The sequence below is a fragment of the Pseudoalteromonas sp. CuT4-3 genome (genome assembly GCF_035666335.1).
GTDB lineage: Bacteria > Pseudomonadota > Gammaproteobacteria > Enterobacterales > Alteromonadaceae > Pseudoalteromonas > Pseudoalteromonas atlantica.
In genome coordinates, this window is sequence record NZ_CP142030.1 from 3362049 (window position 1) to 3377916 (window position 15868).

Consider the following 15868-nt stretch of genomic DNA (forward strand, 5'->3'; position numbering starts at 1 on the left):
CATTAAAAAAAGGAACATAAGTTACACCACGGTTAATTTTGTAACAACAAATAAACACGATAGGTAATAATACTTGCCTCGCATTTATTCAGTCGGTATAAAAACCACACACACACTTTATAAGAAGCGTAAAGCCATGCAAAAACATCAAAGCCAACCACTAAACGACTTTATAGAATACCCTCACGATGAAATGCTAAAACGGGCAAACGAATTTTTACAAACCAGCCAGCGCCGCCATAGTATTCGCAGCTTTAGCGACCGACCTGTGCCTAAAAATATAATTGAAGCCTGTATTAAAGCAGCAGGTACCGCGCCAAGTGGAGCGAATCATCAGCCGTGGCATTTTGTAGCTATAAACAGTAGCGATGTAAAAAAACAAATAAGAGAGGCCGCTGAAAAACTAGAGCGCTCTTTTTATGAAGGCAGAGCAGGAGAAGAGTGGCTTGATGCGCTAAAACCATTAGGTACCGACGCCAATAAACCTTATTTAGAGCATGCGCCTTGGCTTATTGCAGTGTTTAGTCAAAAAAAAGGCGGTGTGAATACGGATGATAAAAACACCAATTATTATGTGCACGAATCAGTAGGGCTAGCTACTGGGTTTTTAATACAAGCCCTGCACCGCTGTGGCTTAGCTACGCTTACCCATACACCTAAACCAATGAGTTTTTTAACCGACATTTGTAAGCGCGACAAAGACAACGAACGTCCTTACATGTTACTTATTGCGGGCTACCCAAGTGACGATGCAACTGTACCTGCCCATGCACTTGATAAAAAGTCGCTTGATGAGATTGCCACTTTTATTTAAAGCAAATTACTCAGCGGTACTTTGCTTACAAAACCATTCGTATAGTAACGTAATAATCGACTCGACCTTTGGGTCGATTAACGAATAATAAATTGTGTGTCCCTCACGGCGAGTTGCCACTAGCTGGGCGTTACGTAAACTCGCCAAATGCTGAGACAAAGCAGACTGCGCCAACGGAACATTTTGATTTAACTCACCTACACTTTGTTCACCTTGCAATAAACTACATAAAATCATTAAACGGTTTTTATTTGCCATTAATTTTAAAAATTGCTCTGCCTGCTGAGCGTTTTCGGCAAGTTGTTCAATATTCATTGTGATACTTAATTATTTTGCGTGTTTTAATTATAGACTTTTACATTAGTAAGTTCTAATATAATTAACATTAGAAAAAACTAATGTTAAGGTCAATTCATGAAAATAAGTGACGCCATACTCTTAATTGGCGGAAGTGCCGTTACAATTTCTGTGCTTTTAAGCTACTTTGTTGATAGTAACTTTCAATTTTTAACGTTATTTATTGGTATTAACTTAGTGCAATCCGCCTACACTAAATGGTGCCCATTAATGACTTTTTTGCGCAAAAGAGGATTTACAGACTAATGCTTACTTCAATTCCTGATTTACTAAAAATTATCACACCTAACCAACGCCGTATTGATGCAGCGCAAGCTAAGCAAGAGCTAGAACAAAATAAAGGTTTACTTATTGATGTACGCGAACCCGCTGAGCATGCCAATGTAGCTGCGGTAGGGGCAATAAATATTCCACGCGGATTACTCGAAATGAAGCTAATGGAAATAGAAAAAGACGCTGCACGCCCTATTTACTTACATTGTGCCAGCGGTGCCCGCGCCACTTTAGGTGCAGAAGCGCTAACCCGCGTCGGCTACGAAAACGTTACCGTTATTACGTGTAATGCAACGCAAGTAAGTGAAGTTTTTTAATTGCTTCACAAAAAAGTAACCTAAATTGCCTACACTTTGCTTTTTACACTTTACAGGTACAAAGCAATGGCATTTACACGGAGAAGTTTTTTAAAAGCATCGGCAGCAGGATTTGGCGCTGCCGTATTATCACTTGGTTTAACAGGTTGTCGATTTGACGATGATGACGACACACCCGTTAGCTTTGACCACGGCGTTGCCAGCGGCGACCCGCTAAGCGATAGCTTAATTATTTGGACCCGTGTAACCCCACTCGATGTAACAACTAAATCGTTAAAAGTACAATGGCAAGCCGCCACCGACCAAAGCTTTACAAATATTGTTCACGATGGTGAAACACATATCAGTGACACCACCGACTTTACTCTTAAAGTTGATTTACAAGGGCTTGATGCCAACACCGTTTATTACTATCGCTTTAATGCACACGGAAAAACCTCCCCTATCGGACAAGGTAAAACGCTTCCTGTCGGTGCGGTTGATCAGGTGAAATTAGCCGTTGTATCGTGCGCAAATTACCCTGCCGGGTATTTTCATGTGTATGGCGAAATTGCTAAGCAAAGCGATTTAGATGCGGTACTGCACTTAGGTGATTACATATACGAATACAGCAATACGGGTTATGCAACCGAAGACGCCGCGCAGTTAGACCGCCTGCTACCCTTAGATAACAGCAGCGAAATTATCGCACTGACCGATTATAGAAAACGCTATGCAAATTATCGCCTCGATGCCGACTTACAAGCAGCCCATAGCCACTGTGCATTTATAACAGTGTGGGACGACCACGAAATCACCAACGACACATGGCGCGAAGGCGCAGAAAATCATAACGAAGGTGAAGGCGAATTTAGCCAACGTAAACTCAATGCACTACAAGCCTACTTTGAGTGGATGCCAATTCGTAATGTAGCCGACAAAGAACGTATTTACCGACGCTTTGAGTTTGGTAATTTAGTCTCTTTATACATGCTAGATACTCGTGTATTAGCCCGTGATGAGCAGCTTAACTATAGTGATTTTGATCTTACCTCCCCTGCCGGGCAAAGCGCATTTGCTGCAGCAATAGGCGCAACTGACCGTGCATTATTAGGCAGCGAACAACTTACCTGGCTTAGTGATGCCATCACGACCTCAAGCACACAGTGGCAAGTGTTAGGGCAACAAGTACTAATGACAAAAATGCACTTACCAGTAGAGGTCATGTTACTACTTGCTAGCTTACAAAGTGCTCAGGCAAACGGAGGCGATCCAAGTGAATTGCTCGCACAGGCCAATGTATTATTTGCAGAGCTGGCGCAAATTAAAGGCCGTGTATTAGCGGGCGACCCAAGTGTAACCGAGGCAGAGCTTGCGCGTGTTCAAACCACCATACCGTATAACCTTGATGCCTGGGATGGCTACGCCTACGAGCGAGAAGTATTATTAGGTACCGCTATTGCAGCACAAAAAAACTTAGTAGTTTTAGCCGGAGATACTCATAACGGCTGGGCGGGACAACTTAAAACTGATGCCAGTAACCCTATTGCAGCCTCACAAAATGCTGGGGTGGAATTTGCAACGGCATCGGTTTCATCACCAGGGCTTGAAGAATATTTAGCGCTAAACACACAAGATGCGCAAACCGTAGCGCAAATAGAGCAAGTAATTGCCTTATTAGTTGATGACCTTGCTTATAATAATTTAGTAGAGCGCGGCTATTTAACCGTTACATTTACACCTGCAAAAGCCAGTGCTAAGTGGAATTATATAAGCACAATTAAAGCGCGCGAATATCAGGTTGTTGAAAGCCGTACCAAAGAGCTAAGTATGCTGGCAGGTCAGGCTCAATTACAAAACGCTTAACGCTTCGCCTCTAAAGCTGCCAAACGCGTATCTATGCGCTCTACTACCTCAACTAAGCGAGCAAGTAATACTTGGTTGAGGTGTTCTTCAGCAAGCTCCTGTGTTTTAGGGGCTTGCGCAGCTAAGTTATCTTTTTGCTCAAGTATGGCTTCTCTAAACTCACTGGCATTTTCAACACCAAGTAATGACACCAATGCGCCATGACCCGACTGCCCTGCAGTTTCAAAGCTTAAGCGGTATAACCCAAAAAAGCGCATAAGCGGCCCTTGGTTCAGCCCCACATCGGTTATTTTTTCAAGTGGTATAGATTTTTCTTCTTTAAATAAAATGCCGCGTTTAACAACCAGCTTTTGCGTGAGTAATTGCGCCGACATAGCGGCCAAAATTTTACCTGCCACCAGCCATACAACAAATAACACCACAGGTATAAGTGGAATGGTTACTAATGCAACGGCACTAAAAAAGCATGCCATGGTCATCCAGTATTGCTTCACTTTGGGATCAAAGCTGGCACTTTTTAAAATAGGGTTGCTCATTGGTTTATCCTTAATCTACTCAAACACAGCGCTTTACTGCTAGTAAATACACTGCTTGTTTAAGTTACGTGATCAATTACTTCAATGCAATTTAACGAGGTTGTTAAGCAATGATAACGCTTAGTTAATACGCCTATTATTTTAATTTATAGGGTTGTTTAACCTAATTGTGTGCTTTATATTCTGGCTAATGGCTTTATAGACGTCTAAACATCCAAAGTGAAATTATCTCATACAAAGGAAACATAATGACAACTCATACTCTAACTTTACTCGATGGCGGCATGAGCAGAGAGCTCACTCGTATTGGTGCGCCATTTCAGCAACCTGAGTGGTCAGCATTGGCAGTAATAGAAGCCCCTGACAAAGTAACGCAGGCTCATAGTAACTTTATACAAAGTGGTGCCACTGTTATTACCACAAATAGCTATGCATTAGTGCCTTTTCATATTGGCGAAGAACGCTTTAACCAATCTGCTAAATCACTGGCTGCAACCGCCGGACTAGCGGCTCAAAAAGCGGTTGAGCAACACAATAAAGGCACAAAAATAGCGGCAAGTTTACCTCCTATGTTTGGCTCATATCGCCCAGATTTATACCAAGCAGAGCAACTAACACGCATTGCCACGCCTCTAATAGAAGGCCTAGCACCTTATGCCGACCTGTGGTTAATAGAAACCCAAAGCCTCATTCAAGAAGCGCTCGATATTAAAGCACTAATCAGTAAAGTAAGTGATAGTCAAAAACCTGTATGGGTTGCCTTTACCCTTGACGATGAAAACCCCAACGAGCAAGCCACGTTACGCTCGGGCGAGTCGGTGCAAGATGCGGTCACTGCAATGCTAAAAGAAAATGTAAAAGGCATTTTATTTAATTGCTGCCAGCCTGAGGTAATAGAGCAAGCTTTAGTTCTAACCCAAAAGGAATTAAAAGCACAAAGAGCAGAGCATGTTCAAGTGGGGGCTTACGCAAATGCATTTGCGCCACAAACTAAAGAAGCCACAGCTAACGAAGGGTTAGATGAGGTTCGCAAAGACTTAACCCCGCTTTCTTACTTGCAATGGGCTAAGCAATGGCAACAACAAGGTGCCAGCATAATTGGTGGCTGCTGCGGTATAGGCCCTGAACACATTGCAATGTTAAATCAGCACTTTGCCTCTTTATAACGCTAATTATTAGCTTACATGTAAGTAGTAAAATGAAAGAAAATAAAATTGGATTAGTCGCACTTACCGCGCTGGTATTTAGTGCAATGGTAGGGGCTGGGATATTTAGTCTGCCACAAAATATGGCCGAAGTGGCCGGTGTAAATGCTGTTTTAGTAGGCTGGCTTATCACCGGTGTAGGTATTTTATTACTTGCAGGGTGTTTTTTACAATTATCTCGCGCTAAGCCAGAGCTCGACGGCGGCATTTATATTTATGCTAGAGAAGGCTTTGGCGAACTAGCAGGCTTTTTATCTGCATGGGGCTATTGGCTTTGCGCCACCATTGGGGTGGTGGGTTATTTAGTCGTGGCTTTTGCTGCTTTAGGCGCATTTGTAGATACGCCAACATTCACTCTATTTGGCCAGGGTAATACCCTTATGGCGTTTATTTGCGAATCTATTATTTTATGGGCTGTGCATTTAATTATTGTTAAAGGCATTAAACAGGCCTCTTTCATTAACCTGCTTGGCACTATCGCTAAAGTGATCCCGCTGTTGCTATTTATCGGCTTTGCTTATGCTTATTTTGACCCTAACATATTTAAGGCAAATCAAAGCCATGTGAGCGTGCAAACAGACTTTATTGATCAAGTAAAAAATACCATGCTTATTACTTTATGGGTATTTACCGGTATTGAAGGGGCTGCGGTGCTCTCTGCTCGTGCCAAAAACCGTAATGATATTGGCCTAGCAACGGTGATAGGCGTTGTTGCAGCGCTTATTTTATATATTGCTATTACCATGCTGTCATTTGGAATAATGAATCAAAGCACTATTGCCCAACTTAGTAACCCTTCAATGGCGGGCATTATGGCCATGATAAGTGGCACTACAGGCAAAGTTATTATAAGTGCGGGGCTTATTGTGTCGGTACTGGCTTCTTACTTAAGTTGGATTATTTACGCCGCCGAAGTGCCTAACAGCGCGGCTAAATACGGCGCATTTCCTAAGGTTTTTAAAAAGCAAAATCATAACGGAACCTCTATAGCGTCATTAACTTTAACCAGCCTTACAGTGCAACTTTGCTTAGTGCTTATTTTATTTACTGGCGAGAGTTATAACACCTTAGTGCTTGTATCAACGTCTATGATATTGGTGCCGTACTTTTTAGTTGCCGCCTATATGGTAAAAGTCGCCTTTGCACAAAAGCTCTCAGTCCCAATTAAGCTAATGGGGTTAGGCGCAAGTGCGTATGGTTTATGGCTTGTTTATGCTGCGGGGCTGAACACATTAGCGCTTTCACTTATTTTATATATTCCAGGCACGCTATTATTTATGTATAGCCGTAAACAATTTAAATTAAATCAACACGCTTAAAGCATCCATACTCAGGTTTTATCTGTATTAAAAGCCTGAGTATTAACCCACTTACATTCAGATAAACTTTCATACACTCTCTTACAAACGCCAATCAAAAATATAGCTACACTAAAGCCTAATAGCGTTGCGGCACACTTTACTTATCGCAAACAATTTTCACTTTTTACTTAACACCAAGGCTCCCATGAACACTTATATACAAAACTCACTACGGTTATTAGTTGGCACACTTGCACTTGGCAGTATTACTGCTCAAGCTGAGTCGCAGTTTTCATTAGGGGGCGGTGTCATTTCTACCAGCTCACCTTATGCAGGTACCGACAGTGAAACGCTATTTTTACCTATCATTACTTACGAAGGCGAAAGGCTTAGTTTTAAAGGTTTGTCGCTTGATTATAAATTAGTGGAGGAGCAAGGTTTTAACTGGTCATTAGTTTTAGAGCCAGGTGATAACTTTGATACCTCAGATTCAGACCTTGCAGCCATAAAAGCCTTAGACGATAGAAAGCTATCACTCTACGCAGGCACGCAGGTTAGCTACACTGCAAGCTTTGGTAAAATAAGCGCCAGTGCTACTCATGATGTAATAGGCCACGGCGATGGCGCTAAATTTAAAACCAATTACAGTTACCCTATTAAGTTATCTAAACAACTAATGATCGTTCCTTCTGTGGGTGTTGAGCTAAATAGCAGTGATGTATCTAACTATTATTATGGTGTAGCACAGGGCGAATCTACCACCTATGCGCCTTACGAACTTAGTTCTACGGTTAACTACAATGCGGGTTTATTTTTAATGTATTACATTAATAAAAACTGGAACGTAAATGCCATGGTTAACTATAAGCAGCTCGATTCTGATATTGAAGACTCACCCATTATTGATACCGATAACACCACGACTGTGATGATGTCGGTTAACTATCGTTTTTAATGTCCCTTTTGTTAGGCATTAATTAAGCATTAAAAAAGCCGAGCATACAGGGCTATGCTCGGCTTAGGTTTGGAAAAATATAACTGCTACTGCTTATTAATAAGTATGCTTACATTTTCTCTATCTGGGCCTATTACATTAAACGTGTAGGTACCTTGTTCGGTAATATTCAGTGCTATATTGGCACCTACCGCTTCAAGTGGTGTTAGTTCATCAATTACCACTACCGGCGTATCGCCTGCTCCACCGTAATCCACTGTGCTCCAATCTTCAGACGCTACTTTAAATTCGTAGTCGCCTACTTCTAATTCAATAGAAGCAGAGTAAATTGCATCACCCTCGTACATAAGCGGGTTATCAGTACTCCATTCATTTAAGCTGCCGCGAATAAATACCGGTGTTTGTGCAAACATTTCGCCGTTGAGCACTTTTAGCGATACGTTATTTAAATCACTGGCGTCAAATGTAAATTGGTATTCACCTTGCTCGGCAATGTCTATGGTCATATTCGCGCCCGCAACCGACAACTGCTCAGCAGTGCCAACCATTACACTGGCATCACCCTCTGCCGAGCCATAATCAACCGTGCTCCAATCTTCTGACGCTATTTTAAATTCATAGCTTGCAGCGCTCAGTGTTTTAGTAAAGGTGTAAATGCCTTTACCTTTATAACTTAGCTCATCGGTTACTCCCCAATCATTAAGCGTACCGCGCACATAAATAGCGGTGCCTACAAATGGCTCTTCGTTGTATAAAGTAAGCGTTGGATTTTCTGGGTTTGAAGCATCAAGCGAAAATACATAGGTTGCATCAATGGCAGCGCTGAAGGTCATGTTTGCACCTGAGCGCGTTAATGGCTCACTTTGATTTTCAACTACCTCTTTATCAGCGTCTGTAAGCGCACCAAAATCAACTGTAGACCAATCTTCTGAGGCAATTTTAAATTCGTAGTCGCCAGCACTTAGTGCAATTGCTATACGGTATTCACCCTCGCCAATATATTCAAATGCATCACGTGTGCCCCAGTCGTTTAAAGTTCCGCGCACAAACACAGCGGTGCTGCCATAAGGTACTACATCAGGCGCGCCTACGGTCGCATTTGCACTTAAACCAACACCTTGGCTCTCACCTTGGTTTTTAGTAAAAACAGCTAGTGTGTAAGGCGGTACAGTAAATGTGCCTTCGTTATCGCCTTGGGAAAAATTGGCGCTGGCCATGCTTGCATCAACACTGTTTTTTAATACGTCGTGTAATTCAAAACCCGCTGCAGTGGCAATAGTATGGCTAAGGGTTTGCTCGGTTGCGTTAATCACCACAACAAGTGCGTCAAATGCTGGGTCTAAGTCTGTGAGTCCTTCGCCATCATCAATGCTCATTACAATTAAGCCATGTTGCTGCGCTTTACCTACGTTATGAAAACCCACTCGCTCAATGACATCTTGCTCTGTGGTTAATCTAAATAGTGAGCTGCTGCTACGTATTTGTAAAAACTCGTTAAATACATCGCCTGCATAAGCTATGTCTTGCGGCATTGCCTGTGCATCTGGATTAGCAGAGATAGGCATAATTTCAGACCATTTTTCTTGGTTCTTCTCTGCGTTTGGTAAACCAATGTTCCAGTTATTATTCTCTTTGGTTAAATCAACAGCATTAAACCAATCACCGGCATTATAGCTATCACGATCCATTGACTTTGAACGCAGTAAATCAGCGCCCAATTGCATAAATGGAATGCCTTGGCTCATAAGTGGTATAGACAATGCCATGTTGTGCGCGCGCACACGTTGCTCAATACTCATGCTTGATGCATGTTTGTATTGCAACTGATCCCACAGTGTTTCGTTATCGTGTTTTGATACGTAATGAATGCTATCCGCTGGGTCTAGTGCATACGCCGTTGGCTGAGTGTTCCAAGTAAAGCTATTACCTTTAGATGAATTACCTTTAAAGTCTTTTAAAATGTAATTTTGTAAGTTGCCCGCCAGCGATAACCGTAACGTGTCTTGTTCGGCTAGGTTGCCATCTGTCGGGTTATTGCTAAACATTGCACCACCACGCACGGCTTCACGAATACGGTCGTTAAATGTACCCACCTCTGAGCCTGCCATATCAGCCTGTTTAGCTTGTGTGAATAAACGATTGTTAGCTACTTCACCAAAATCCCAGCCTTCACCGTAAAAATAGTTATCAGGGTCAACGGCTTGCACGGCTTCACGCGCAGCTAATATTGATGATTTAGGCATATGCCCCATTACATCAAATCTAAAACTGTCGTAGCCAAATTCACGCGCTAAAATAACCAATGAATCAGTAACAAACTTATCCATCATTACATGCTCTGTCGCTGTATTTTCACAACACGTTGAGCGCTCTATTTCACCACTTACTTCGTTATAGCGATGGTAGTAACCCGGTACTAGCTTATCAAATACCGACTTATCCCAAATACCCGATGATGTTGTGTGGTTATAAACCACATCAAGCACAACACGAAGTCCTACTTCTTGCAGTGATTGCACCATGGAGCGGGTTTCTTTAACGCGGGCAATGCCCTCTGGACTTGAGGCGTACGAGCCTTCAGGCGCTATAAAGTAATGCGGGTCGTAACCCCAGTTAAAGCCGTCTAAATCACGCATCGCACTGGCTAATGCTTGTGCATCGTCTGAGCCAGGTAGGTAACTTTGCATAATATCGACAATCGTGCTGCTTTTATCTTCGATTTTACATGCATCAGCTTCATCGTTAATACGCTCACATAATTTACCTAAGGTGTCTGTAATTTCCACACGCTGTGAGGCATCCTCTTCAATGGTGCCAATATCAGTCACTGGCAGTAAATGAAAGTGTGTTAAGCCTTTATCTGCTAATTGCTTAAGGTGCTGCATTGGCACGCTTTCAAGTTCAGTGAATGCAAGGTATTTACCACGGTTTGCTTCGCTTACTGACTGATCACGCACACTAAAATCACGTACATGGCCTTCATAAATAACCGCATCTTCTGGGTTAGTAATAGTAGGCACGATACGCTCGTCCCAGCCCTCTGGTTTAGTGTCATCATCGGCTAAATTAATCAGCTGGCTGTATAAACCATTGGTAGATACATTGAGTGAGTAAGGGTCTGTACTCCAAAGCGACTCTATTTGCTGAGTCAGTGGGTGGTAAACATCAAAATTAAAGCGGTAATAGTGGCGGTCGTATTGCGTATCTAAACTTGCCTGCCAAATACCTGTCTGTGTATTTAATGTCATTGGTATAGAGTGCACTTGTGTTTTTGCATCATCAAACACGTTTAGCACCATGTTATTCGCGGTGGGTGCCCACACAGTTACATCAATCGCGTTATTGCCATAAGTTACGCCAAGTACAGCTTCGTTAGCATCGTCTTCGCCTTGTGTATAAAGGGCATCGAGTGCTTTAGCGGTTTGCACATAGCTTGCTTCTAGCAGCTTACCTTCACTATCGTAACCGGCAATAACAAGCTGCGATTTTATAAGCGCTTTAGCCGTGTTTGTATCCCAACTTCCTTCGTATGCGTTCCAAGTGGTTAAATGCGGTACTTTTGCCGCTTGCTCATCAGTTAAACTGCTTGATTGCAGCGTAACAGTATCGCCGTTTAAACCAGTATCTATATCCACTTCCAGCTCAGCCGTAGCTGATGAATGCAACTTAATTAGGCTTGTAAGCTCGTTACTTGGTTTATACAAAATAGTATTTAAATCAATCCAATGCGCTGAAGCACCTGTTATAGCAACTGCGCGTTCGCCCAAACTTAAAATAGGGTATTCAAACACCGAAGGCTCACCATGAATGGTAAAGTTCATACGTTGAAAGGTTTCATCGTCTTGCATCAGCGGCATAGTTAAATCCACATCACCAAACGCTTTACCCGTGCCTTCTGTACCAATATGAATAATAAAATTGGCACATTCGTTATAACCCTCTTTAAGGTTAATTATCCAGTACGCACCGTAGTTAGGGTCAATACCATCGTATTCATGGCCGTTAGCCCAATCGCTGGTATCAAATGGCGGTGCATAAGCATCGCATACCTCGTTATTCCACGAATGTAATCGGTAGCCTTCGTAGTTATCATCGGCTAGGCGGTTATAAAATAAAACCGCCTCTCCTTCCCCTGCAAATACCACAGGGTCTGGCAGGGTTGGGTCGGCACCAACCACACAGCTTTCGTTATTTTCATCAGGTATTGTCGGTGCGGGGCACGATATAGGTTCAGGATCGACACATTGCGAGCCTGCTTCGTTTGGTACTTGTGGCACATTACAGGTTAAAAGCTGCTGCCCCGACTCAACTTCATCTGTCCCACCACATCCTGCTAATATCATTAACCCTAAGGCTATTAGCAAATATTTAGACATTGTTATAATTTTCATTTTTAAACGCTCCGTTTGCTAATTAATGACTGTATGTAAAACCAAGATAAAACTGACGACCAAAGTACTGAGTCGTCCCTGTTCGTTGCTCTGAGCCAAAGTAACTTTGGGTTGGTTCATCGGTTAAGTTATTAACTTGCAAAAGCATTGTTAGCGAGTCGCTAAAGCGATAAGAGGTTTGAAAGTCGACAACGGTTTCGGCATCAAAATTAACCACTTGCTCGTTAATGGCAACCTGCTCTGATACAAATTCATCGCGGTAACGCACATTAAGGCGGGTTTCAAAATCATCCATTGAGTAAAACACCGTGGCATTAAGCACGTTATTAGACAGCCCAGGTAAAGATTGCGCTAATGTATCGCCCCCTAAACTGGTAATCGATTCAATTTCACTTTCGGTGTATGAGTAACTTGCATTAGCGCCTAAGCCATTAAATGGCGAAGGTAAAAAGCTAAACACTTGCGTATACGCAAGCTCTAGCCCTCTAATGTAGCCACCTTCACCGTTATTAACTGCCGTGGTGTAAATACCGTTAGTTGTGGCAACTTGCTCGCCACTAACGGGGTCTTCTATAAAGTCAGGAACGTTAAAGCCGTTGCCTTTAAAGTCGAAGTTTTCGATTGATAGGGTTTCAACAAACGAGTCTATATTTTTATAAAATAACGCCGCAGCGATAGTGCCATTACCTTCTTCAAAATAATATTCGTAAGATAAGTCGTATTGGTCGGCATAAAAGGGTTTTAAAAATGGGTTATTAGTACTTGAACCATTAATAACACCATCATCACTCACATTTGCACTGGCATCGCCCGCTAAGCGGTTAATTGGCGCACGCGACATTACTTTAGCCGCAGCAAAGCGTACAAGTGAATTATCGTTAAGTTGCAGGTTTAAATTTAATGATGGTAAGTAGTCGGTGTATTTAGTGCCTAATACATTAGGTGCGTATAAATTATTTACAATGCCGTTCTCATCAACAATATTTTGCGCACCTAAGCGCGCATCGCCTGCTACGTTCTCTAGTACCGTTGCAGATTGGTCGGTTTCAACGCGGCGCACACCCACATTACCCGATAGGTCGAGCCCGGCAATTTGCGTGTTAATGTTTACCATAACGTACGCAGCTAGCACATCTTCAAACACCGAGCCGCTTTGCAGCACTGACCACGAATAGTTAGTTGTGTAACCTTGCGCGTCGTCTACGCCATCGGCATTACCCCATGTTTGAACAGGCTCTGGCGTACCATCTGGAAACCACGCATTAAGTGCTTTGTCTAAATCAATGGCTAAATACGACGGGAAGTAACTAAACTCGCCCTGCCAATCAACCACTGACGCCATATCGTCGGTTAAACGCAAAGGGGGTTGCGTTGCTGAAAACGCCCCGTCGTTACCGTACTCAAATACCGAGCGTTTACGGCTGTATTCTCTATCTGAGTAGCGCGCACCAAACTCTACTGAGCTAAATATGTCGCTTTCTAGCTCGTATTTAAAGTCGAGCCTAAATGCCGTTACTTCATCTTCTGTTTGATCTGGGTAAATACCGTATTTGCTGACCATTACACGGTCTATATCACTAAAGGCGGCTGCCTGATTAAACCCAACGTCAGGTAAATTTAAGCCGTTTAATTGATAGTTAATTGCTACGTTGTTATCAAATACTGGCGTTTCTGCATTGGCATCTTCTGCTACTAAGCTCCACAGTAAGCCATTTCTAAAATTACTTTTTGCGCGAGAAAGCGACACATCGGCATTTACGTTTAATCTATCGGTTACCTGCCAATCGGCATTAACGCCAAAGCTGTCTACTTCGTCAAAGTCTTGGTTGTCGTCGTTCACTATTTCAACGCGGGTATAACTTTGCGAAGTGCGGTTAACCGCTGCGCCTATTACGGCATTACCATCAAGCTGAGCGTTAGCATATGCAGCTGTTGGCCCGCCTAATTTAACCCTCAGGCCGCGAGCAAATGACTCTTTATCAAAGCGAGATAAAAACGCATCACCTTTTAATTTAAAGTTATCTACCGGCGCCCACTCTATAGCTGCTAAATAACCATTACGGGTTTCTTCGCCGCCTAAATGCTGTAGCTCAAAACCTTCGCTAATGTATTCGTTTTCTGGGTTAGCTAAAGGGCCATTGGTATCGTTAGCTGCGCCATCAACGTCTTTTGTGTCGTTGTACGCAAGGCCAATAAACTGCGTTGCTACACTTGGCTGAAACAAACGCGCATAGCCCAGCGCTACGCCTAACGTGTCGTCTAGGTATTTTCCTTGATACGAAAAACTAATCCGGTCGCCAAATTCAGTGGCATCCGATACCTCTGAGGCGCGGTCGTTATACATACCGCGCACATTAGCTACAAATTTATGCGTTTGATCATTATTAAGTGGACTGGCGGTTTCAAGCTCTACCGTACCGGCCACGCCACCTTCAATAAGCGATGCCTTTGGCGATTTGTATACCGCCGCAGAGCTAATTAATTCTGACGGATATTGGTCAAACTCAATACTGCGGCTGCCACTTGTAGATACTTGCTCGCGGCCATTAAGTGTTGAAAATACAAACCCGCCCGACAGCCCGCGTATATTAATTTGCGCCGCTTGCCCACCCGTTCGCACCGCTGAAATACCAGGTAATCGTGTAAGTGCATCGGCCATTGAAATATCAGGCAGTGCCCCTAAATCATCGGCAGAAATTTGTTCTGACACAGTATCGCTAAAACGCTTTTGATTTAAAGATTGAATTAAACTGCGACTAAAGCCTCGCACTTCAATAATTTCTAAATCTTCAGCTTGTGTGCTGGGTGATTGATTTGTTGAGTCTTCGTTTGCAGCCAATGCACTATTAGCGGCAAATAAAGCCAGCATAAGTGCACTTAGTTTAAACTTGTCCATGTGTGTGAACCTTTGAGTTATTGTTGTCAGGTGTTGCTGTGTTGTTTAAAACACAACCAACAAATTGTAACTAAAAGGTAAAATTAATGTGATGAATACGTATGCAGGGCATGAGGGTTAGGCTGCAGGGGCATATAGGCACGCGCCCCTGCATCGGGAACGCGATTTAAAGGCTTAGCACCACTTTTATCGCAAGGGCAATAAATACGACTCCCAGTATTTTATCAAGCCACGGACTTTGCTTGGTAAAGCCAAAGCGATTCTTTGAAACCTCTGTCAGCAACGCCACCAGCAAATACCAGCCGGTATCAATTACAAACACGGTTAAACACATAATTATGCCCACGCTTAAAGTAAGTAGCTGAGGGTCAATAAACTGCGAAAACAAGGCTAAAAAGAAAATAGCGAGCTTGGGGTTCAAAAAGGCAATAGCAAAACCATCTTGTAAAGCTTGGCCAGCACTTACTTCACTTTTTTGTACTTCAAGTTCGTTATTGCTCGGTTTTGCTAGCAATATTTTTATACCTAAATACGCCAAATAGGCTGCGCCTAAATACACCAGTATTTGATAAACAGTCGGAAACTGCATCATTAAAGCGCCTAGCCCTAATAACGATGCACCTGCGTATAACCCAACACCGGTACCATGGCTGAGCGCGGCAAGCATTCCGTTTTTCATACTGCCGTTAAGTGAGTGCTTTAAAACCACCGCTAAACTTGGCCCTGGCGACATTGCGCCCATCATACAAATAGCCGCTAGGCTTAACCATACTGTAAATGTCATTTAAAGCTCGTCAGTTTCAATAAATAATGTATAACCATGCACTTGCCCATAAAAACCGGTTATTGGCACTGCGCTAATTACTTTCCAGCCATCTTGATTTAATTCCTGTATGCGGTCATTCAGTGCGGCTATATCTACGCCACCCAAAAAACGAGTCTTTCTAAATTCGATTACTTTTTGCATTTTAATCCTTG

The 15868-nt window shown here is 42.8% G+C and carries 13 protein-coding genes; 7 read left to right on the forward strand and 6 right to left on the reverse strand.

Translation table 11 applies throughout. The features are described 5' to 3' along the window. Positions 1-136 precede the first annotated feature (136 nt). Positions 137-814, forward strand: coding sequence for a nitroreductase family protein (locus tag VOI46_RS15600; RefSeq protein WP_039972480.1), 678 nt, complete (start codon positions 137-139; stop codon positions 812-814). A gap of 6 nt (positions 815-820) precedes the next feature. Here the strand turns inward: VOI46_RS15600 and VOI46_RS15605 are convergent, their stop codons facing one another. Further along, complete coding sequence (locus tag VOI46_RS15605) at positions 821-1129, reverse strand: metalloregulator ArsR/SmtB family transcription factor (protein ID WP_004589220.1); 309 nt, start codon at positions 1127-1129, stop codon at positions 821-823. A 99-nt stretch (positions 1130-1228) separates the two neighbouring features. Between VOI46_RS15605 and VOI46_RS15610 the strand changes: the two genes are divergently transcribed. The 3 genes from VOI46_RS15610 to VOI46_RS15620 all read left to right on the forward strand — a co-directional run bounded on the left by VOI46_RS15610 (position 1229) and on the right by VOI46_RS15620 (position 3606). Continuing rightward, entirely contained in the window at positions 1229-1417 is a 189-nt protein-coding gene (locus VOI46_RS15610) for a DUF2892 domain-containing protein (protein WP_004589221.1), read from the forward strand. Further along, complete coding sequence (locus tag VOI46_RS15615) at positions 1417-1761, forward strand: rhodanese-like domain-containing protein (RefSeq protein ID WP_004589222.1); 345 nt, start codon at positions 1417-1419, stop codon at positions 1759-1761. The genes VOI46_RS15610 and VOI46_RS15615 overlap by 1 nt, the downstream gene beginning before the upstream one ends. A 66-nt stretch (positions 1762-1827) precedes the next feature. Beyond that, complete coding sequence (locus VOI46_RS15620) at positions 1828-3606, forward strand: alkaline phosphatase D family protein (protein ID WP_004589223.1); 1779 nt, start codon at positions 1828-1830, stop codon at positions 3604-3606. Here VOI46_RS15620 and VOI46_RS15625 read toward each other — a convergent pair. Next, positions 3603-4142, reverse strand: coding sequence for a PH domain-containing protein (locus VOI46_RS15625; protein WP_004589224.1), 540 nt, complete (start codon positions 4140-4142; stop codon positions 3603-3605). The two genes, VOI46_RS15620 and VOI46_RS15625, sit on opposite strands and share 4 nt — an antisense overlap. A 248-nt stretch (positions 4143-4390) precedes the next feature. On the opposite strand from VOI46_RS15625, the gene VOI46_RS15630 reads away from it, so the two are divergent. The 3 genes from VOI46_RS15630 to VOI46_RS15640 all read left to right on the forward strand — a co-directional run bounded on the left by VOI46_RS15630 (position 4391) and on the right by VOI46_RS15640 (position 7603). After that, the gene (locus VOI46_RS15630; RefSeq protein ID WP_004589225.1) at positions 4391-5308 is read left to right on the forward strand and encodes a homocysteine S-methyltransferase family protein; all 918 of its coding nucleotides are present in this window, start codon (positions 4391-4393) and stop codon (positions 5306-5308) included. Positions 5309-5340: 32 nt separating this feature from the next. Further along, complete coding sequence (locus VOI46_RS15635; RefSeq protein ID WP_004589226.1) at positions 5341-6666, forward strand: basic amino acid/polyamine antiporter; 1326 nt, start codon at positions 5341-5343, stop codon at positions 6664-6666. 187 nt (positions 6667-6853) lie between these two features. Then, the gene (locus VOI46_RS15640) at positions 6854-7603 is read left to right on the forward strand and encodes a MipA/OmpV family protein (RefSeq protein WP_004589227.1); all 750 of its coding nucleotides are present in this window, start codon (positions 6854-6856) and stop codon (positions 7601-7603) included. An 86-nt stretch (positions 7604-7689) separates the two neighbouring features. Here VOI46_RS15640 and VOI46_RS15645 read toward each other — a convergent pair whose 3' ends face one another. From VOI46_RS15645 to VOI46_RS15660, 4 genes are all read right to left on the reverse strand, one after another. Next, complete coding sequence (locus tag VOI46_RS15645; RefSeq protein ID WP_004589228.1) at positions 7690-11994, reverse strand: alpha-1,6-glucosidase domain-containing protein; 4305 nt, start codon at positions 11992-11994, stop codon at positions 7690-7692. Positions 11995-12016: 22 nt separating this feature from the next. Then, positions 12017-14890, reverse strand: coding sequence for a TonB-dependent receptor (locus VOI46_RS15650; protein WP_004589229.1), 2874 nt, complete (start codon positions 14888-14890; stop codon positions 12017-12019). A gap of 166 nt (positions 14891-15056) precedes the next feature. Beyond that, entirely contained in the window at positions 15057-15674 is a 618-nt protein-coding gene (locus VOI46_RS15655) for a LysE family translocator (protein WP_004589230.1), read from the reverse strand. After that, positions 15675-15857: a hypothetical protein gene (locus tag VOI46_RS15660; RefSeq protein ID WP_004589231.1), complete on the reverse strand. Its 183-nt coding sequence runs from the start codon at positions 15855-15857 to the stop codon at positions 15675-15677. Positions 15858-15868 lie beyond the last annotated feature (11 nt).